Raw genomic sequence first — 19,996 nt, 5'->3', positions numbered from 1 at the left:
TCGATACAAAGGGGCGACCGATCGACTTTGGTCGGGCGCCCCGACAATGTGCTGTATTCTGGCTTCACGCCCTTGTTCTGGAAAATCTCCGACTGGACCGTGGCGTTCCTTTTCTCACTGGTCCTTGTCACGACCAGCGCTAGCGCTATTTGCCATGCAGGTTAGCCTCCCAAATCATTGGTACTCTCAAGGAGAAACCGCGATGGCATTTGTTCAGACACAAGACGGCACTGAAATCTATTACAAGGATTGGGGTCCGAAGGACGCACAGCCCATCCATTTCCATCATGGCTGGCCGCTCAGTGCGGACGACTGGGACAATCAGATGCTGTTCTTCATCAAGGAAGGCTTTCGTGTTGTCGCGCATGATCGGCGGGGACATGGCCGTTCGAGCCAGGTCAGCGATGGTCATGATATGGATCATTACGCTGCTGACGCGTCAGCAGTTGCGGAACATCTCGATCTTCGCAACGCCGTTCATATTGGTCACTCGACAGGCGGCGGACAGGTCGCACGCTATGTGGCAAAGTTTGGTCAACCGCAGGGTCGCGTCGCCAAGGCAGTTCTGGTCAGCTCTGTCCCTCCTCTGATGGTTAAGACGGCCAACAACCCTGATGGCACACCTATCGAAGTATTCGATGGTTTTCGTTCAGCGCTTGCCGCCAATCGCGCACAGTTTTTCATCGATGTGCCCTCTGGTCCTTTTTATGGATTTAATCGTCCGGGCGCGAAGCCATTGCAAGGCGTTATCGATAACTGGTGGCGACAGGGCATGATGGGAAGCGCCAAGGCACATTATGAAGGGATCAAAGCGTTTTCAGAAACGGATCAGACAGAGGATCTGAAGGCGATAACGGTTCCAACACTCGTCTTGCAAGGCGACGATGATCAGGTCGTTCCTTATAAATGCGCTTCTATTCTGCAGGACAAGCTGCTGCAAAACAGCAAATTGATTATCTATCCCGGCTTTTCGCACGGCATGCTTACCGTCAATGCAGATGTGATCAACGCTGATCTGCTTGCTTTCATTCGCGGATAATCACAATGCTCGCCGGAGATTCTCCGGCGAGCATCCTTCACTAAATTTTGGAACATGGCAGGTCGACAATCATCATGCGGTCGGAGAGCACCTCGGTGTCGGCGGGCTTCAATAAGGCCAATCCAGCTTAGTGTTCGTCATCAATAAAACCGTCTGGATGCCGTCCGTTGATGAGCTGCAATTTTAAGTGAATTCCAACTAATTGAGAGCTAATCGTTAAGCATAGAATTTAGTCATAGCTCATTTACCATTGGCTTTAAGGCGGTTGCAACGAATGCGAGGATAAGTTGTGTCCAGTTCAGCAACGAACGGGCCAACTTGAAGGGGTATGGACATGATGAAATTTTTCTCGCGTTTTCGTAAGGATGAAAAAGGCGCAACGGCAATCGAATACGGCCTGATCGCCGCTCTGATTGCAGTCGGTATCATTACCGCAACGGCAACTTTGGGCACCAGCATTTCCTCAACGTTTAAAACGGTTTCGGATAAGCTCGACAGCGCAAAAGCCAATTAATCAGCTTCAAAGCTGAGACGGAAATACCGGTACTTCAGGATTTCCCGAAAAAAGCCGCCCGTAGCGATGGGCGGCTTTTTTGTTATTCATTGTCTGTATCGGCAGGCGATATAGACACTCGGTTATAAACTTGACCAAGCCAAACTTACTCGAGAAAAACCATCGCCTACCAAGTAGATTTCTCATAATAAGCACAATCGCTATCGATAGCCGCGAATGCGAGGAAATAGGCAGATATCAATCGTGGCGCTTTAAACCGGGCATACCAGCCTACGTCATTGCTCGCTTAAAAGGGAAGCCGTCCTAATTATTGCCCTCATGGACCGGCAAAGCCGTCCAACAAGCAAACTCTGATACCGAATTGAATTATTAGGGAAAAAATGGTGGGCGATGAGAGACTCGAAAAGTCAATTCTCTCATCGACACCAATGCTACCGAATTGATTTTATTATATTATTAGAATTAGCTAATAAGAAACTTTGTAACATTGTACCATCCGATAATTTGTACCCTTTTGGCCTGTGGATAACCCTCGCTGTGGAGGAATCACTTTCGATCCTGTTATAGAAGGTAAAACTATACCCTACACGACGTTCCAGTCGGGAGCCTATACATGAGCGAAAACAACACAAGTACCCCCCGTTACCTTCAATGGGGCTATTTGATTATTATACCTATCTTAACCGTGCTCCTCTCATCTGGTGTCAATTATTATCAAAATAAAAAAAGAGACGATTTCGAGAAATTTAAATTTGCTCAACAAATAATGGAAAATAAAGATTTGCCCGACGAGCAAAAAGAATGGGCCCTGAAACAAATGGCTATATATTTTGCAGACTCTGACCTCGATATGGGAAATAATTTAAAATACACTCAATATTACGCCGCCATCGTTAACTCACTTAAAGGCGGAGATTTTAAATATTGCTTTAAGCCATCTCAAGAATTTTTTGATAACAATGATAAAATATTTAAAAATCACTTGGAATCTTTAAACTTAAAAACCGATTACACCACTCTTTCAAAAGATGAATTGATTGTGGCATTGCATAAAAATGAAGATCGAGAAAGAAAGCTTTTTTCAGGGTTCATGAGGGCAACTTACGGGATAATAGCTAATTGTGATGGACTTCAACAGTCTGTAGAAAAAGAGATACAAGCTAACAAATAATGGAAAAGCCCGCCAATTGGCGGGCCTTTGCTCTCTGTCAACGTAGTCAATCAACGCGCAATGGTATTTCAGATTTCAATATGCGCAAATGCGGCTCCCTTACGCCTTGTAGTCTCAATAGATCAATCATTTCAGTTATGTTTTCGTCAGCGCGTTTTGAAGGTCCAAAAATAACGTTAGCGAGAATTGCATCGGGCGTTAAACCAACCAGACCCTTTTCCGGGCAGTCCTCCAAAGGAATTTCAAACACAGTTTCATTAGTAATGGGCACTACACGTTTTCTCAACAAAGTGGGCATTTGTATATTGGTCATATGGAGCACCCTCCATTCTTCTTCCTCCTTGAAGATGGAATGCTTAAGACAGGAAGCGCCGAACAAAATAGCCATAGTCATCAATTGTAGAATGTGACTAGGGTTGGAGAATTCCTTAAGCTCTCTCGTATTATCCGAAATATTAATTAGTATTTCCTCATATTTGTTCGCCAACTCATTTTTACCGCCGTAGTAAACTGGGCTGGCATAGGCGTTCAAAGCATTTGTTTCCAGTCGAAATGGTTCGACATTGAGGACAAGTGCCACTCCATCTGGCTTACCGTATTCACGCCACATTGAAAGTCGGCCCATTGGCGTTTCGTGTGGCCAGTGCTCGGAGAAACACGAAATAAAAACATCGCGCAATACGCGGTTTCTTAAATCGAACCAGCTTTTTTCCAATATCGCTGGTAGTCCTACGTAAAACCGACTTAGAGTTTCTTTCGTTAGATGCTTGTATTTGGTTAGTGCATAATCCACTGCCTCAATACCGTGTGTTATTTCACGAGTATCATTCATTTTATCGCTGCCACGCATCCAAACAGTTCGTCCGGATATTATCAACTTGGCATTTTCGAAGCGAGTATAGTGAGCAAGCTTCAAATTATTACTGTCCATGCGCTGCAAAGCTTCATGAAGCGTGGGTAAAAATATTTCGGTTATTTTCTGCCGATCCAATTGCCCCTCCATCATCATTTTCAAATTCGCTCATTTCAGAGCTTAACTTACGTATATCCGAATCTGTGTTTTGAATAATGTGACGGCTATTGATTGCATGCCATAGCTCTAACGCCATTGTTCACCGGAATAACATTCAGGTGCTTCGCCAGCGCCAAGCCAATCTCATTCATCGGATCGTAGCCAAGTCCAGCGCCACCATTGTAGGGCGCTAGAATAATTGCCCGTATTTCGTCCATAGCGGCTTGCCAGCGCGTTTCATCAATCAAAATGGGTGAAGGGACTTCGGAATGAGAAACGCTCTCGGTGACTCGCTGTGTGGATTCTGTAGGCTGTGCGACATTCTGCGTTTCGTTGGCTGCTTCTGTCAGGAAATTCGCCAGCCCTTCATTGTATCCGCATAGGTGCTGAATACACGCGTCAAGGACGGCGGTGCGTTGTGCATCTGCGAAGATCGCCTTGAACGTGTCCGGGTGTGCGCCGAGCGGGATAATGCTCGCAACTTTAATGATTGCCGAGGTAGCAGCCATCATCAGGCCGGTAATCTCGTTTGTTTGGTTCTGGTTAAGAAAAGGAACAACGGTCATAAGTTCTACTCCTAGTGTTGCATGGTGCGCGTCGGCGCTGTGTGCATATGGATAGGAATAGACTTCGGTATAATCAAGTGAAAAATGAGAAGCTAACGAAGAGATACTTTTTAATAACTAATTGAGTAGTTAGTATTGCTCTGATTGTCTAACTAGTTCGTGATATTTTACGGTGGTTCTCTTCATTTCATTGTTAGAGTATACCGGACTCGCGCTTTCCTTGTTTAGTTTCTTTTGTGTCCGGGATAGGTCTTTCAGGATATATGCGGCCAATCCAAGCGGCTCAAAGATAGGCTTCACGTTCGCAAGCGTCGGATAGAGTTCTTTTCGCTTGTAGGTACGTGACGCGGACAGCCGCAATGCTTGTGCGAGCTTCTCTTTAAAGCCGGGGTCTGGCTTCTCCATATCCGGGATGCATATGCCGTGAGTGTGAAGCTTGCCCTTGCTGTCAAACTCCAGAGCGAGGGCAATTGCCGGAACGTAGCCAAGACACGCCGCCAAGTGCTTGCGTAAGTGCCTGTCTGCGAAAAGCATAGCCGGGTTGGGTGACTTCATGAGTTCGGCGGCGCGATCCTCATGAAAGTCGAGACTAAAAAACCAGCCGTTTTGCTCGTGTGCCAGCATTGAGGAAAGCACGAATTTCCGCTTCCTGTCTGTCAGGCTTTTCCACCTGTGTTGAAACGGGTCTGTCAGGTTTTTGGCGTCAAGGAACTGTTGAAGGTCTTTCCGCTCTGGTTGCGATGATAAGGCATGGTCACGTGCGAGGGTGAATGGTGTTGGCTTGGCGCTATCAGCATTCGCCCGCTCTGGTTGCGGTGCATCGTAATCACCAAAAGCGCCGAAAAGGGTGCTGGATGATAGATCGGGCAATTGCGGGCGCTGCACGCCGTGCTGTTTTGAATTGAGAGAGTTTTGCAGGATGGTGAATTGTGTCGTGGCGAGTGTGATTTCTGATAGTGCTATTTTCTTTATTTCTTCTATCTCGTTGTGAGGTGTGGAATAGGTATTAAAATCTTGCACTGGTTGAAATACGTCGTCACCGGCGTAACTACAATGATTTTGTTCAATTATTTCTGATTTTTCAACATCGCGGTTGCGGAGTTTTGACGGGTAAAAGGTAGCCGTCAAAACTCCTTCAATCTCACCACGGCAAGGCGTCAAAACTCCTTCAATTGCAGGCGTCAAAACTCCTTCAATCTCTGGCCCCCGAACCAAAGCAAGCGGAACCGTGCATGGTGCTGGTTGCTCCATATCCAGAAGTGTAGAGGTGCCATCATCTAGAAGATCGTCCAGACCCTCTAAGGCTAAACGTTCACTATCACTCGCATAACCCCGATTTTCTTCTTGAAAATCAAAGTTAAAATCGCTATCATTACCGTTGAAATAGTTCGGCAACTGTTTCACTCCTTAAGCACAATCTTAAAACCGTGAAGGGCCTCAACCTTCGCGGTTTTTTGTTTCTATTCTCCTGTTGCTGTTGCTGCTGTTTTTATTAATCAGTTCTATCAAGTGCGCGGTCGATTTGGGCTGCTATGTCTTCCGCAAGATCGGCATTGTATTTTCGTGTCATACTGTTCGCCGGGATTGTCACACGAACGCCTTTGCTCTGCCGGGCAACGCGATAATAGGTATCCCCTTGAGTTTCACGGAAGCGCTCTTTCAAGTTCGCGGCCTGACGCAATGTGTCGGCAAGCCCCGCCGCGATCTCTCGCGGCATGAATGTTTTGGGTAAATCTGCAAAACCTATAACAAAGCCGCGAGCCTCACCGGGGATCTCAGGCCTAATGTGAAACTCTGGAACGTCCGGGCTAATCTGCGTGATAGCGACGGCGCTGCGGATAACTTCTGTAACGAAATCTGCGAACGTCTGGTTTCGCGCCTCAAGTACATCCCGAAATTGAATGGCCCGTTCATATGGTAGGCCAAACATTTGCTGTGGCTGCATTTTCAAAGCTCCTTTAAATATATAATTGTATACATATATATACGTAATGAATTTGTCAATGCGCTCAATGTGGGTGACTTGTTAGGTTGCCCGAACGTCGATAAGAATTATTCATCGATCAAACCAAATGGGGGCAAGTGGTATTGTGAGAGGTATTATTGCTGCGGCGTTGTCTATTGCCGCGTTGGTGCTGCCAAGTGTCAGTTGTGCCGGGGAGCTAGATTTCTATGAGCACAATGGGTCGGTAATTGCTTGGTTTGTCGCTCTTGGTGAAGTGAAAGCGACATACGAGACGCCACGCAGAGGATTGCAGGCTATGGGCGTCCAAGAGGGTAGCGTATTATTCACGGGCTATGAAGAATCTGACCGAATTACCGGAACCGCATACGCGTTTAAAAAGGGCTGCAAACCCGCACCATATAAGGTTGTAGGGCGAAATCTAGGTGACCAAATGGTGTTGCGTGGTCCCGCACCAGTAAGGGCAAAAGGAAAGTGCACCGTCGAGCGGTACACTTTAGATAGTCCGAATGCCGATCTGGTATTTAAGTTCTCAAGCAATCACCATTAGGACCGCCGCGACCGGTTATTAAGCTGGTTGCCCGGCCTCATCGATCTTCTAATCTCGTCGGACACAATGCCTCGCATGGTCTTTTCCATAGCCTTGGCAGTCTGTCCGGCAAGATCGGCGTTTTGCTCAGGTGTCCCGCCATTGGCGTTAACGGTCACTGGTGCCGAGATATTCACGGCTGGCGAATTGTTTGTCGTGCTGACCGTGTTCATATTCGCCGGACGTGCAAAGCTGGTGCGACCGACATAACCGCCGTCCGCATAGCCGCGCTTGGCGTTCTGGTGTAGCGCTTCGAGGTTCTTAACGCCGAGACGCTTCACGGCGGCGGCGCTCATGACATACTCGCCCTTATGAACAACGCCAGCCGGATCATATTTACCGCCTGCGCCAGTAAAACCACCATCTGCAAAACCGAAAATCGATCCTAACAGGCCGGAAGCTTGACCTTCGCCACCAAAACCAAACAGGGTTGCAAGCGGGCCTTTGCCGAGCAAAGTAGCCTGCAAAACCGCGTCCATAAGGTTGTTCGCGAGATTGCTAACCGCATCCGAAAGGCTGGTCGTGCCGGTGATCAGGCCGGACAGGGACGATGTGAAGCTCTCTGCAAAATATTGCTTCGCTTCCTGCGCGCCGTTGATAGCACGCTGCGCATTTTCCGTTTCTCGGTTCAAGCTCGCTGTCGCCGTGATCTGCTGGCGGATTTTGTTGATATCCTGATCGGACAGGCTCAAGCCTTGGCGCTTGGCGTCCTGAATACGGCGGAAAACTTCAAGCTCAATCTCGCGTTGCTGCGAGGACATACCAACTGTCTTGCGCTCAAGTTCGGCAAGGCTCTGGCTTTCGCGCAAGCTGTCATTAAGCTGTTTCCGGGCTTCTGTCGCTTTCTTTGCGTCGTCAATCGCCTTTTGCTGGCTTTCGGAAGGCTGCACCTTCACCGGCGATAGATCGGACTGATTATAGAGACTGCGAATTGTGTCAGGATCGACCTTCCGCAAGCCTTCCCACTCGTTCCGCAAACCTTCCACGTCATTGCCACGTGAACGCGCCAGATAGCGCGCTATGGCGTCCTGTGTGGTCTCGTCAAACATAGTATCGCCAGCAAGGCCGAGCGCTTTCATAGAACCTTTCAGGGTCCGGCGCGTGATCTGGTATGCGCCGAGCGCGGACGATCCGGCAGGGTTGCCGTTTTTGTCGCGATAAAGGTTTCGGTTCTCTGGCGTAAGCATCCGGCCTTGTAGCGCTATGATTTGATCAAGCGTCATGCCGGTGAGGTTCTGCGGGCCGTTCGTCCATCTGCCATGATCGAGCGTGGCATTATAGTTGCCGCCGCTTTCAACGCGCTTCACAAGGCTGAAAAAATCCTTCTGGTCGCCATAGCTGGCAACTGTCCGGGCGCGGGCTGCAATGCGGTTCGCCTCTTCGATATCTGCGGGTGTCTTGGCGTTCTTAACCGCCTGCTGAAAAGCTTTGTCGATCTGGTCAAGCTTCGCCAGTTCGTCCAGTTCGGCTTTTAGTTCTGGCACAAGGTTTTTCAGGTCGGTAAGAGCCTGCTTGAAATTGGCGGCGGAAGTTGCCGCATTATTCATATTGCCGGACACACCCAGGGTGATATTTGACATTTCCTTGAGCGCTGCCGCAAATTCCTTGCTGTGCGGGGTCAAGGCTGCAATCTGGTTATCAACGGCGGCAAGATCGGCCTCAAGCCGCTCCAGCGCAAGGCCATCATAATCCTTGTCAAAGTCCGGCTTGTTACGGAGATCGGCTATCCGTTTCAAAATGTCGGCGCGGCGTTCCAGATAGGTATTCAAACGGCCTTCATCGGACAGGGCGTAATTTCGGCTGGTCGCGATGATGTTATCGCCCTTCAACGCGCTAATAGCGCTTGCGATTTGTTTAATGTACGAAACCGACTCTAGCGCGGCCTGCTTCGCATAAACTTGCACGTTGCGCCAAACGGTTTCCCACTGCGCATCAAAGTCTTTTGCGGCCTTCAACTGATCATCGCTGAAAAGGGCGGCTTCACTGCGAAGCTTCCGAATCTGTTCAACGGATAGGCCGAGCATTTTTGAAAGCTCTTCCGCGCCTGTACCGCCAAACAACTCATCGATGTTGCGGGCCTGTGCGGCCTTATCCATCTTTTGCAGCTTGCCGATAATCTCATCAAGAAAAGCGGAAGGGTCTTTCAGGCGTTCGGCAACATCTGCGGCGGTCAGGCCGAGCCGTTCAAAGGCTTCCTGCGCCGAGCCTTTACCAGTTCGGGCAAACTCATCACCGCGGATGTTCAGCTCCTTGAGAGCGTCGGTTACGCCGTCAACGCTCGCGCCTGTCGCCTTGGCAACATAAGTCCATTGCTGCCATACCTTGGTCGAGACGCGGGCTTTGTCGGCTTCTCTATCTACTTCTGCAACCGTGCTGGCGATCTGCTTGAAAGCCGTCGCTGCGGCTGCAATCGCGCCACCGGCAAGCATGGGCTTGAACGCAAGCTGTAATTTCTCAGCAATCTTGCTGCCAGTGTCAGCATAAGATTTTTCCATGTTTTGGGCCGAGCGCTTGGCGGCGTCTTCCATACCCTTCATATTCTTCGAAGTCTTGGCGCGGGCGCGTTCAAGATCGCGCTCATATTTGTTCATTCGGGCTTCGAGGGTGACTAAAAGGCGTTGTTCATTATCCATTTAACTATTCCATAGCTTGTCAAAATCATCGATTGTATCAAGGAAGCTGCCGGACTGTTCGCCATTCACGGCACGGGAAACGGCAAGTGCCGACGCGATAGCACCGTCAATATGATTGCTGTGCCGAGTGCCCTTGTGCATAGTCACAAGCTCGCCTGCATTGGTGGCGCGTTTCACCACCACGCTTTCAAAATGCTTACGTAAAATAGGGTGCGCGCCGTGGCGGATTCGCTTGCCGTTCACGATGCGCTCAAGGTCGCAAATTGGGCCGTGCATATTCTTCGCAGTCTGTGGAAGCTGCAAAACGGTAATGCCAGCACTGGCGAGCTTCGACATGATCGGACCGGCTAGCGAAGGATCAAAAACAACTTCCTGCACATTGTAGGTGCCGCAAATGTTTATAATCTGGTCGGCTATCGCGTCCGGTTCGATGACAGGGCCGTCAATGACGTTCAACAATCCATCGTCACGCCAGCGCAAATATGGAACCTGTTCAAGCCGTGCTTTCTCGTCCAAACCTTCGGACGGCAGATAAAACCAAGGATGCACCGAAATGCGACCGTCATCATGGCGAAACGCGGCGGTAATGGCGGTCAGGTCGCCAGAACGGGATAAGTCAACGCCGAGATAGCAAGGAAGCGGTTCGAGGTCAGCGAGGTCAAATTGTGGATCATAACCGGCGTCATATACAGCCATGTCAAACAGCGGATCACGGCTAGCGGCCTGCCAGACGTTGAGATTGAATTGCTGAAACTGGTATCGAGCGGGTGGGCTATTTTCTGCGGTGCGTGCTGCTTTCCGCAAGCCGGCAATGTTAGGGAAGCCGAACGGCAGGCCGGGATTAGCTTTTAGCCATGTCTGTTCGTTTTGCCAGTCATCGCCGGGGTCGGCTTGAAACAAGATCGGCAGAAACGACGGGTCGTCAATCTCGCCGGTCGCGACCTTATAGGCGTAATCGTAAAGCTCAAAACCTACGTTATCTTGTCCACGGCCTGCCGTGGTACAAATGATCATGAGCGGGTCGTCGGCCTTCACCATACCGCTGTCGATAGCTTCCCAAAGGTCGCGGCCTTTCCAAGCGTGTATCTCGTCAACGAGCACAAAGGTCGGCGTGGTGCCGTGCTGTGCCTTGCCGTCGCTGGAAATGGCTTTCAGGGTCGCGCCATTCTGCAAATTAGTGATTTGCTTCGCAGAGTTATGAGCCTCATTGATCTTCGTCGCCGCGATCAAGCGCTTATCCATGCGGATAATGTTCGCGGCTTCACGGAAGCCAATACCGGCTTGCTCGCGATCACATGCGGCAAAAATCACCTGTCCGGCTGGAACGGCTTCCGGGCCGATAAGGTGCAAGTGCGACCACGCGGCGGCATGACTGGTTTTACGGTTTCCACGACCAAGCATGAGGAAAACCGTTTTTACGATCCTGCGCTTGTCCGAGTGGCGAGGACCGTAAATCCTGCGTGTAATCCGTTCGAAAGGGTCAAAAAGCTGAAATGCTTTTGGATGCTTGTTATCGTTTGCTGCTGTCGGCGTGTTGTTGTTCGCTGCCGGATGACGCAAACAACGAATGAATTTGACGGCGCGTTCGCCGTAGCCGAACGGGTCTTCGATAGGCGAGCCGTCATAAATCCATTCCGGAAATGCGCTGCCAGCCATTATCGCACTGCCAGCGGGTTATCGTCGTCGTCATCGTCCGACATATCGCCGCCGACGCGAGCGCGGCTAGTCGGTGTCAGGCCATATTCGGCGGCAAGCTGGCGCGCCGTCTGCATGAATCGGATTTGCAGGCCACCTAATTTCAGGTCAGGAACCGGCATAGCGTTCATCTGGTCGGCAATCTGGCGAACCGCGCCTATAGCGGCGCAATAGTTCTCAATCCCGGCGAGGTCGCCACGGGTGATGATGCGGCGCTGGATAAGTTGCGGCATGACACGACGCCATTCGGCTTTAGCCGCTGGCGTAAGGTGTGCCGGTGCTGGTGGGGCTTTCGTGAGGGCGTCAGCATCGGTTTTCAAGGCGGGCTTAATTCCACGTAGGTGCGTCATGATACGGTAACGCCTCGCAACTCAAGGCCGCGCCGCCTGCCGAGTTCCTTGATCTCTTTCAGGTTATAGGCAGTACCGTTGTAGCTAACACGGTCGGCGGTAGTGATCCCGCCGAGGTATCTGACACGAAACACAATCGTCCCGTTCTCTGCCTCGCCGTAGCCGGTCAGAAATTCCGTTGCCGATTGCTGCACAATTTCGGCGCGTATCGTCGCCATGGCCTGCCAGCTTTCAACTATGCCGCCGGTCGGGGTCTTGGTTTTCGTCTTGCGCTCAATGGTGATCTGGCGATCAAGTTTACCCGCTCTCATGTCTATTCTTTCCACATGACAACGGCATTGATCGACATAACGCCATGGCAAAGGGTGCGCTCCGGGTCAGGGTCACGCATCCACCGGATAAGCGGCTTTTCCCATTCGACAACGGTCAAGCCTTCGGCGCGTGGCGCATCATAAAGAGCGTTGCAAGCGGCAAAACCGATCTTCCAAGCCGTATCTATGCCGTCATCAACTGCCCAAACGTGCACGTCAATCAGGACGCGGGCGCACTTCTGGTTGCCAGATGCATAGCCGAGATTTTGGGTCATGGTCGGGCTTACAATGATGCATGGCAACTCATCCGGGCGAGTGCTGCCGCTGCGAATGTTCATCGGGTCAACCAGTTCGGCAACGTCTGCGGAATTGACTAGGGCGGCGTTAATGGCCGCTTGTAAGGCAAGTGAAGGCTCAATCATTTTCAATATCCGTTCCGGCCTGTGTGCCTTTCCACGCGTCTTTCAAAGCGGCGCGTCCTGCCCGATCAATGCGACCTTGCAGGCGCTTGCGGGTCAGGCGAAGGGCTGGCCAAAAGAAAGGTTGTGCTTCGGCGGATTTGGTGCCGTATTCGACAAGGTGCGCATAACGAACGTCCGAATTTCCGGCTGTGATAATCACCTCATTCTCGCCAGCCATGCGCGAACCGCCGGGTTGCGAATATGGCGGCGTCGTCTCGCCGGGAAGTGTCACGGTGATACTGTCGATCAGTGCGCCAGTGTCGCGGCTGGTCTCAGCGAACCGGCGCTGTGTCGCTGCCAGTTCGTTTGCGGATGTGATAAGCGCCTTCACTACCTTTGGCGGCACGTCTTTCTTGAGCCGGTCAATAGCGGCGTCGAAAGCTCGCATTCCGTTGTCTTGCTTGGCCATGGTCAAGAATCCTCTTGTCCAAGGCTGTAATCACGGTGATTTCGGAGAATGTTCATAACGCCGAGCGGCAGGGTCGCGGCGGCAATACCTACTGTCGTTGCCTCGCGGTTCTCGTACCAGTGGCCGGCAATCATGAGGATCGCTTGTTTAAGCGATGCCGGTGCAGGATCGGGAATAGGCTTGCCGGTGAAGTCGGTAATCCATTCTTCGGCGGCGTCGAGATATTGCGTGATCAATTCGTCATCGTCGTTACCGACAATGTTCATATGGGCTTTCGCCAATGTAAGCGGCACAACTGCCATTTTAAAAATTCCTTAAATTACCAATTGAAAAAGTTATTTTGGGTATCTCTTGTAAAGTGTTCCCCGCGCCGGTCCCTTCCAGACCATGAAAGATGAGAGGCCCCGCCCGGCCCAAGATCGGCGGCTCTTAATAATGATGTGGCTAAACACCGCTCCTCTTAAGTAAGTGTTTGACGTTTGTTATCGCTCTGTTGAAACTCAAATCGGTTTGGACTCTTTCGGGGGGCTGAGCCACTGTTTTCCATTGAAATGGGACAGTATCCGCCGGGCCGTCCGCATCGGAGGGCCTAATCCTTAACCCGCGCGAGGGGAAATGCATCGAAGTCATTTTATTATTAACGACGAACGCAAGCGACAATTTGGCTTGCAGAAAGGAAGCATGATGAAACTGAGCGCAAAGCAAGAGGTTCTGAATGCTTACCTTCAAGTACGAGAACCGCGCCAAAAAAACCAAATTGGAACTTACCATTAGTCTTGGTTTTGTAGCCGGTATCATCGCGCTAGTAGTAAAATACTGGCCCATGTAAAACTGATTGGGGCGCATCATGTGCCCCTTTCCTGCCGCTGCTTGTGACGGTCATGGCAAGGCTGGCAAAGCGGTTGCCAATTGCCACGCCACCAAAAGAGTTCTTTGTTTCCACGGTGCGGCTGTATGTGATCCACTACGGAAGCTGGCTTGCCGCACCCGGGCATGCCGCAATAAGGATGCATGGCGAGGTATTCAGCGCGGGCTTTACGCCACACATGATTATAGCCGCGCTGTGCTGCGGTGGGTCTGTTGCGGTCGTGCTTGGCTTTGCGTTCCTGCTGCTGCTTGCGCTGGCAGGCGCATAGCTCGCCATGAGGCACAACGTTATTGCAGGCGCATATGCGAGGAATGCCCGTCATATCGCTGCTCTCAGGCCATCGAGGGCGGCGCGATCTAACTTCGGATCGTGCTTGCCGCTGTTGATAAGAGTGTCGAGGGCTTCTTTTGTGACCGGGGTGAGGTTTTGCTTTTCGTCGGTCGTGCCGAATACGGATTTCAGAATGTCGGCAACAAATTCGGCCCTGCCACGATATGCCAGGGTGATTTCTGTCGGGGTGCTTTTCCATGTCTGCTTAGGGGTCCAGCCTAGGACGCCGGTTCCGATCTGGAATAGGCGAAGATAATAAGCTTCGGGCGTCTGTGCGGGCTGATCTGTGTCAGGCTGTGGCGTGTCCGGCGCGCCAGACAGGGCCGGAACGTCTGCAATCAGGCCATAAATGAAGGCAACGAAATAAGGCTGCAAAGCTGCAATGTGCTTTGCGCCATAAACTGCGATCCCGTGCAAGAATCTGGCGTGGTTTTTCCTGCCACTGGCGATCAGAACGATTTTCGCCAATGTGCCTACCTTGCCGATCTGGATATCGGAAAGGACGGCTGCTAGGTCGCCAAATTCCTGCACAAGATGCAAAGCGGCGCGCAAGGAAGGCTTGAGGGCCTTCACGCTGTTCAACGCATGGTTTTTTGCGCGCTGCTTGTTCATGGTTAGGCTGCTACCTTGAGCTTAAGGAAGCGGTCAGGGTTCGTAACGTCTGCGCCAACGCGCTTACGTGCCGTGAAACGAACCTGACCTTTAATGTCGAGCGTGTACGGGTTGCGCTGCATCGAGAAACCAACGCGGTCAACAATGCGATAGCCGGACAGGTCGCCAAACATGATCGGAATAGCGTTCGCTGCTACGTCCGGCATGTCTACGGCTTCCACGATAGGACGGCCAAGCAAGGTTGCCGGTGCGCCTTCCGTAATCGGATCAAGCATGATGAAACGGCCTGTGTCGTCCTTGAGGGTGCGCAACATGCCGAGCGTCTTGCGGTTCATCAACCAAACGCCGTTCTGTGCCACGATAGACGGGACCGAATGGAACATGCCGATAACTGTTGCGGCTGGATCGGTGCCGAGCGTGGCGGCGTTGCCGGTCTTCACTTCTGCAATGCCGGTTCCGGTTGCCAGAAGCCCCTTTGGCTTGCCGGTGCCGTCGCCAGATACAAAGGCCGTAGCTTCAACCTTGCCAAATGCTTCTGCGAGATCGGCAGCTAACTCGCCTTCCAGATTATAGGCGTTGTCTTCCAGAAGCTGGTTCGACACGTCAACGTAGGTCGCCAGTTCGTGAGGTGCCAACGTAACCTGTTCAAAGGTCATATCGGTCTGTTCGCGGTCTGCGATTTCCTCAACCCAAAATGCGCCGGTGCCGGTGACTTTGCGAGGAATCTTGATCTCAGAGGTCGAAATTGCCATCGTGCGCGCATACTGGCGAATAGGCGAGTATTCCGTGATCTTCGTCAGGATTTCGTTTGCGAAGGCTTCCGGTGCCAGATAACCCGCGCGGGAGTCCTGCGAAACGGTCAGGGCTGCGACAGCCTTCTGTTCCATGTGTTCGACGCCATAACGGGCGAAGTCTACGAACGCCTTGCGCTCAATGTCGCCATTATCGTTCGTGCCGCGAGGATGATTGTTATTCGAAGGCTGCGGGCGGTGCGCTTTGGCTTCGAGCCTGTCCAGACGCGCTTTCATGGCGTCAAAGGACTTCTGGTCGATAACCGGATCGGCCTTGGCTTCGGGCACGATTTCAATAGCTTCGTTTTCCATAGAGAAATTATCCTTTTGAGTATGGAATGCCGCTCCACCAACGGCGCTTTTAACTTCGATAATTCCCGCGTTCGGATGGATCGGACGGCGGCAAAGGCTGATTTCTGCGACGGTAATATCTGTCAGGACACGACCGCCTTCAGGTCGAGCCTTAAATCCGTTGTTCATGTAACCAATGGAAAGGCCGGACATGCTGCGGGCCTTTAAATGCTGGCGCGCTGCGCGGGCTGGCTCCGAGCCTTCGACAAATAAGCGGCCTTTCACTTCAAGCCCCTTGTCAGTGACAGCATAGGATTTCCAGACGCCGACAACTTGACCGCCATCATGTTCAACCAGCATCGGGATTTCTGGCGCGAATTTGAACGCGGTCGGCTCTATCAGGTCGCCAATGCTGTCAGGCTTGCCAAACGGCCATGCGATCCCGGTCACGGTTCCAGCGTCATCTATGGAAACATCGGCTTTGATCTCGATTTTTTCCATTACGCGGCCTCTTGCTGGTCATCATCGCCGGACACGGTTTCGCCGCTCCAAAGCAATTCCAAAATATCAAGCGCAATCGGCAGGGTCTGCATTACCGGACGTGTCTTGACGTAAGCGTCAACAAGATCGAACGCCTCGCGATCTGGGGTGCCGCCGCCGATCAAGCCGAGCCGGACAATCGTTAGAAGGTCTTTGAAGTGGAATTGAGCGCTCATGACGCGGCCATACAGAACGCCAATGGCCGAGCCGGTCAGCTTTTCCAGTTGTTCGATATGCTCTGGTACGATTTTCAGCGACCGCTCGCTATCGCCAATGAAAGCGGTAATCATCGGCGCAAACTCCGCTCAAGATTGGCATATGAAGTTGCAAACAGCTTGCGCTTTTCCTCGCGGTAGGCTTTCGCCTCGCTGCGATCCGCTTTGAGAATGGCGGCGGTCTGTGCCGCTTTAAGCGGGCTGGCCGTCTGTGTCTGATCGGTCATTCGGATCATCCTTGTTATTTTGGATGGTCTTCGGACCGGAAACGGAAGTGTAAGGGTTCGCCAGTTCATCGCCACCGGGAAGCGGCGGCATGTTCATGGCGGCTCTGGCTTCATTTGGCGTCATGATGCGCGATGCAACCAGCTTGCCGAAACTATCGGTACGGGTCGCGGTATCGGCGCGTTGAAGGTCATCAATGACAAATTCAAACGAATATTCGTCCTGTTCGTCTTCGGACAGTAGGACGGTCGCATAAGCATCCTGCCAGCGATCCAGCCAAGGCCGGAGACACAATTGCAGGAATGAGCGGGCCATTTCTTCGCTATTGCTCCAAGTGGCGCGGGATAGCTCAAACAGCATATGGGGCGGGACGCCGAAAATCCGGGCAATGTCCGCAATCTGGAATGTACGATTTTCAAGAAATTGCGCGTCTGTCGAGGTGAGCGCCATCTGGTTATAGTTCCAGCCGTCATCGAGAATGAGCGGAACCTTGAAACCGTCGCTCTGTGCGGCCTGAAAGCGGCTCTTGAGGGTTTTCAGGCTCTGCTCACCTACTGCGGGATCGGAGGGAATAGCCTTGTCGCGGGATAGAACGGCAGGCGGGCGGGCGCCGCCTTTAAAGAGATTAGCGCCGTGTTGTTCCAGAACAGCGGATAAGCCGATTGCTTCCTTGCCGAGCGAAACCGGCGATCTGCTACCAAAGGGCCGAATGTCCAGAATTTCGGTGTGTGGATAATCAACGGTGCCGCCTGCTTCCGATACGCGATAGATCGGCGGAAGGTCGGCGAGGCTATCCTCATGGATGGAAACGGTGCCGGGTTTCAGGCGGACAAGCTCAAGCGGCCTGCCATCGGATGCCCGTACAACTTTTGCAAAACCGCCACCATGAATCAATGCATCGCGTGTCAAGTCGGCGCGAAGCTGACCGGCGCTTGTCCAGCCATTGGCGCGGTTATGAACGATCCGGTGTGCTGTATGTTCTTTGGCCTGCGTCTTACCTTGCTCAAGGTCGTGATAGAGCTTGCAAGGTAGTGATGCAATGTTTTCTGCAATAAGACGAACCGCCTGTAAGACGGCAGGAACGCTAATGGCTTTTTCGCCACCAACGTTCATACCGCTTACAGTTGGAGTAATACCAAACAATGGATAGATATCTGGATTATTCAGCGTGTATGCTTTCTTTTCCAGTGAAAAACCTAGTGCCTTAAATACGCGGCTAACATTTGTACGCAACACAACTTTAAACCATGCCTTTGAACATGACTTATTCTCTCACACTTGAGATTCGTTGTGAATCCTAAATATCAATAACAGTGATTCATTTTGCCGATTACATCAATTCTTGTTATCTAAATCGATGGGCTGTATTTGATCCATCTGTGCGGCCAAGCCGGGGAGCATTACCTCGCTTCGCCCATAAGCTTCATGTGAGCCGCCGCTAGTTCTACCTACCATGTAAAATCTAGCCTCTTCCTGTACGCGGTCGCGCCTGCAAAAATCTTCAAACAGGTGTCGCCAGCCATGGTTAGGCATTAATTCGGGGTGAATGCTCATAGGGATTAATTTTCGTATCCACTCACTGACACGCGGCTGCGGGTCGATTATGTCCTTTGTCTTTCCACGGAATAAGCGGCCTTCCGGTGACGCTTCCATGAATTTGATAAATCCCTCATCAATAAGCGCCGTATGAACTGGAATGCGGCGTTCACTGCTACTATTCTTCAAAGATCGACCGCCTACCTTTGTGACCTTGTAAAACCATCGGTCGCCAGATTTAAAAAAATCCCCTTTTTCAAGCCGCCCAGCCTCACTGATACGCATACCGGAATAAGCGCAGAGCCAAGGTATCCAGCGGAACATAGGCAATTCTTCCTTACGCGCTGCTTTCAGGACAAGCTTTGCCTCATCAAGTGTGTAGGCGCTCAAATAGGATGGGTCCGCATCAAAATTCGGCTTTTGAACGGCTGATAGCGGATTGCTTAAAGGGAAGAAATTTTCAAGGTCGCGTTTACGTTCCCAATTCAGAACCGTAACAACATTCTGAAATTTCGCCTTCACGGTACGATTACCGTTTTCCCCTGCATCCTGCATAGATTCAATCCACCGTTTGCCTTCAATGGCGGTGACGGTCGCCGCATTGTCTGACTTGCGGTGCTTCGCAAACTCTTTGCAGTTGTCGCGGTATTTCTTCACGCTGCGCTCTGAAATTGGCTTGGCATCTTTACCACGTGACCGACGCTTCACTTCGTCGTCAATGATCTGGCTAAAGGTGCGGACCGCGATATCAGGCTGCTTTTCCTCCTCCGCTGCAATCGCCTTCACAAGCATCGGGTGCTCTGGTTCTCCGTTAAACACCCCTTCGTTGCGTTCTGCTGATCGTGACTCACCTTCATATTCCGCAATACAAATTGCCATTGCGAGCTTGCGCCACTCCTCCGAGCCTTTCTTCACGTCTGTGTTGCCGGACACGCGGTATCTCTCGATATGCCCGCCGATCAGCTTATCTAACTGATCATCGTTTAGGCGTCCGGCGATCCCGTCGCGTAGGTTCTCAATCCAAACGTCATCAAAACCTATCGACGCAAAGCGTGGATCGCTCATGCGCAACTGATCATCCAAGGTGAGCAATTTCTGATAATGCCGCTGCGCTATCCCTTCAATCGACATTGGATAGCGCATTGCGTTGAACGCTGTGGCGGTCGCCCTAGCGCGATTAGCTTCCGCTATTCCAATTCTAGCCTGAATGTCCGCGACAACGCCGGGGAGTAATTTAAGCGCTATGCGGCGATCTCCACCTAAAGGCTCTCGCAGTTCGCGCTTACCTTTATCGTCGCCTTGCAGATATTCGCGTAGGTCGGGCGGGACGGTGAGGCGCGCAAAGTAGCGTCCGTCTCTGTTCAATAAATACCGGATTTTTCCCGCCATGTTGAAAGTCCATTTTGTAACGTGTTTTGTAACGTCAAAATGGACAAAAAGGCCGGGAATGCAAGGTTTATAAATGATTTCAAAGGGAAAGAATGGTGGGCGATGAGAGACTCGAACTCCCGACATCTTCGGTGTAAACGAAGCGCTCTACCAACTGAGCTAATCGCCCGACTGATTTGTCAGTCGCGTGAGAGCCGTTTAGGCAATTCGCGCGCCAAGCGCAAGAGCAAATTTTGTCAATTCTCACAGTTTCGACCATTTTTCCAAAACGACCGGTTTTTACAGGTGATCAGTGCCCGCAGTTTAGCCAGCTGAATGAATATTACCCGTGCTTTCTATGAAAAAAGAGGTGGGCATCGCTGTATGCGTCATCGAAACATAGTGCATCTCGGCCTAAGCATAGCGGTGCCGCTAGCCTAAAGGGCAAGTATGACGCCGATTTAAAAATCGAAAGAAATTAATTCCTTTATATTACATTTCACTAAT

Annotated in this window: 21 protein-coding genes and 1 tRNA gene; 3 read left to right on the top strand and 19 right to left on the bottom strand. The window is 51.4% G+C overall.

All coding sequences use genetic code 11. The annotated features are described in order from the left end of the window. Positions 1 to 154: 154 nt before the first annotated feature. From QBD01_RS05895 to QBD01_RS05885, 3 genes are all read left to right on the top strand, one after another. Complete coding sequence (locus tag QBD01_RS05895; protein WP_280992120.1) at positions 155 to 1,039, top strand: alpha/beta hydrolase; 885 nt, start codon at positions 155 to 157, stop codon at positions 1,037 to 1,039. 334 nt (positions 1,040 to 1,373) lie between these two features. Then, on the top strand, positions 1,374 to 1,553 hold the full coding sequence (locus tag QBD01_RS05890; protein WP_280991974.1) for a Flp family type IVb pilin: 180 nt from the start codon (positions 1,374 to 1,376) through the stop codon (positions 1,551 to 1,553). Between the two features lie 613 nt (positions 1,554 to 2,166). Continuing rightward, complete coding sequence (locus QBD01_RS05885; protein ID WP_280991973.1) at positions 2,167 to 2,724, top strand: hypothetical protein; 558 nt, start codon at positions 2,167 to 2,169, stop codon at positions 2,722 to 2,724. A 46-nt stretch (positions 2,725 to 2,770) separates the two neighbouring features. On the opposite strand, the gene QBD01_RS05880 is transcribed toward QBD01_RS05885, so the two are convergent. The 19 genes from QBD01_RS05880 to QBD01_RS05790 form a co-directional block, all read right to left on the bottom strand. Then, a complete protein-coding gene (locus QBD01_RS05880) occupies positions 2,771 to 3,733 on the bottom strand; it encodes a DUF2971 domain-containing protein (protein ID WP_280992119.1) in 963 nt (320 codons plus the stop codon). A gap of 68 nt (positions 3,734 to 3,801) precedes the next feature. After that, positions 3,802 to 4,302 (bottom strand): hypothetical protein, encoded by a 501-nt coding sequence (locus tag QBD01_RS05875; RefSeq protein ID WP_280991972.1) that lies wholly within the window; start codon positions 4,300 to 4,302, stop codon positions 3,802 to 3,804. A gap of 129 nt (positions 4,303 to 4,431) precedes the next feature. Continuing rightward, positions 4,432 to 5,697, bottom strand: coding sequence for a hypothetical protein (locus tag QBD01_RS05870; RefSeq protein ID WP_280991971.1), 1,266 nt, complete (start codon positions 5,695 to 5,697; stop codon positions 4,432 to 4,434). A 97-nt stretch (positions 5,698 to 5,794) separates the two neighbouring features. Next, positions 5,795 to 6,247, bottom strand: a complete 453-nt coding sequence (locus QBD01_RS05865; protein WP_280991970.1) for a hypothetical protein — start codon at positions 6,245 to 6,247, stop codon at positions 5,795 to 5,797. Between the two features lie 564 nt (positions 6,248 to 6,811). After that, complete coding sequence (locus tag QBD01_RS05860) at positions 6,812 to 9,445, bottom strand: hypothetical protein (RefSeq protein ID WP_280991969.1); 2,634 nt, start codon at positions 9,443 to 9,445, stop codon at positions 6,812 to 6,814. Positions 9,446 to 9,487: 42 nt separating this feature from the next. Then, positions 9,488 to 11,047, bottom strand: coding sequence for a terminase TerL endonuclease subunit (locus tag QBD01_RS05855; RefSeq protein ID WP_280991968.1), 1,560 nt, complete (start codon positions 11,045 to 11,047; stop codon positions 9,488 to 9,490). Between the two features lie 95 nt (positions 11,048 to 11,142). Further along, positions 11,143 to 11,532 (bottom strand): phage terminase small subunit P27 family, encoded by a 390-nt coding sequence (locus tag QBD01_RS05850; protein ID WP_280991967.1) that lies wholly within the window; start codon positions 11,530 to 11,532, stop codon positions 11,143 to 11,145. Beyond that, the gene (locus tag QBD01_RS05845) at positions 11,529 to 11,843 is read right to left on the bottom strand and encodes a phage head closure protein (RefSeq protein ID WP_280991966.1); all 315 of its coding nucleotides are present in this window, start codon (positions 11,841 to 11,843) and stop codon (positions 11,529 to 11,531) included. Before QBD01_RS05845 ends, QBD01_RS05850 begins: the two co-directional genes overlap by 4 nt. 2 nt (positions 11,844 to 11,845) lie before the next feature. Beyond that, positions 11,846 to 12,265: a DUF3168 domain-containing protein gene (locus QBD01_RS05840; RefSeq protein ID WP_280991965.1), complete on the bottom strand. Its 420-nt coding sequence runs from the start codon at positions 12,263 to 12,265 to the stop codon at positions 11,846 to 11,848. After that, positions 12,258 to 12,713 (bottom strand): HK97-gp10 family putative phage morphogenesis protein, encoded by a 456-nt coding sequence (locus QBD01_RS05835; RefSeq protein WP_280991964.1) that lies wholly within the window; start codon positions 12,711 to 12,713, stop codon positions 12,258 to 12,260. The genes QBD01_RS05840 and QBD01_RS05835 overlap by 8 nt, the downstream gene beginning before the upstream one ends. A 2-nt stretch (positions 12,714 to 12,715) precedes the next feature. Next, entirely contained in the window at positions 12,716 to 13,015 is a 300-nt protein-coding gene (locus QBD01_RS05830; RefSeq protein ID WP_280991963.1) for a head-tail connector protein, read from the bottom strand. Between the two features lie 543 nt (positions 13,016 to 13,558). Continuing rightward, positions 13,559 to 13,708, bottom strand: a complete 150-nt coding sequence (locus tag QBD01_RS25415; RefSeq protein ID WP_392391324.1) for an HNH endonuclease — start codon at positions 13,706 to 13,708, stop codon at positions 13,559 to 13,561. 191 nt (positions 13,709 to 13,899) lie between these two features. Next, positions 13,900 to 14,523, bottom strand: coding sequence for a hypothetical protein (locus QBD01_RS05820; protein ID WP_280991961.1), 624 nt, complete (start codon positions 14,521 to 14,523; stop codon positions 13,900 to 13,902). 2 nt (positions 14,524 to 14,525) lie between these two features. Next, complete coding sequence (locus tag QBD01_RS05815; protein WP_280991960.1) at positions 14,526 to 16,106, bottom strand: phage major capsid protein; 1,581 nt, start codon at positions 16,104 to 16,106, stop codon at positions 14,526 to 14,528. Then, positions 16,106 to 16,435 carry a gene transfer agent family protein gene (locus QBD01_RS05810; protein ID WP_280991959.1) on the bottom strand — a complete coding sequence of 110 codons (330 nt, stop codon included), beginning with the start codon at positions 16,433 to 16,435 and terminating at the stop codon, positions 16,106 to 16,108. The genes QBD01_RS05815 and QBD01_RS05810 overlap by 1 nt, the downstream gene beginning before the upstream one ends. Continuing rightward, the gene (locus QBD01_RS05805; protein ID WP_280991958.1) at positions 16,432 to 16,587 is read right to left on the bottom strand and encodes a hypothetical protein; all 156 of its coding nucleotides are present in this window, start codon (positions 16,585 to 16,587) and stop codon (positions 16,432 to 16,434) included. The genes QBD01_RS05810 and QBD01_RS05805 overlap by 4 nt, the downstream gene beginning before the upstream one ends. Then, a complete protein-coding gene (locus QBD01_RS05800; protein WP_280991957.1) occupies positions 16,553 to 17,698 on the bottom strand; it encodes a phage portal protein in 1,146 nt (381 codons plus the stop codon). The genes QBD01_RS05805 and QBD01_RS05800 overlap by 35 nt, the downstream gene beginning before the upstream one ends. A gap of 222 nt (positions 17,699 to 17,920) precedes the next feature. Beyond that, complete coding sequence (locus QBD01_RS05795) at positions 17,921 to 19,510, bottom strand: integrase (protein ID WP_280991956.1); 1,590 nt, start codon at positions 19,508 to 19,510, stop codon at positions 17,921 to 17,923. A gap of 93 nt (positions 19,511 to 19,603) precedes the next feature. After that, positions 19,604 to 19,679 (bottom strand) — tRNA-Val (locus QBD01_RS05790). Positions 19,680 to 19,996 lie beyond the last annotated feature (317 nt).

The sequence above is a fragment of the Ochrobactrum sp. 19YEA23 genome (assembly GCF_029909865.1).
Taxonomy (GTDB): Bacteria; Pseudomonadota; Alphaproteobacteria; order Rhizobiales; family Rhizobiaceae; genus Brucella; species Brucella gambitense.
This window is presented reverse-complemented; position numbering and strand designations above follow the sequence as displayed.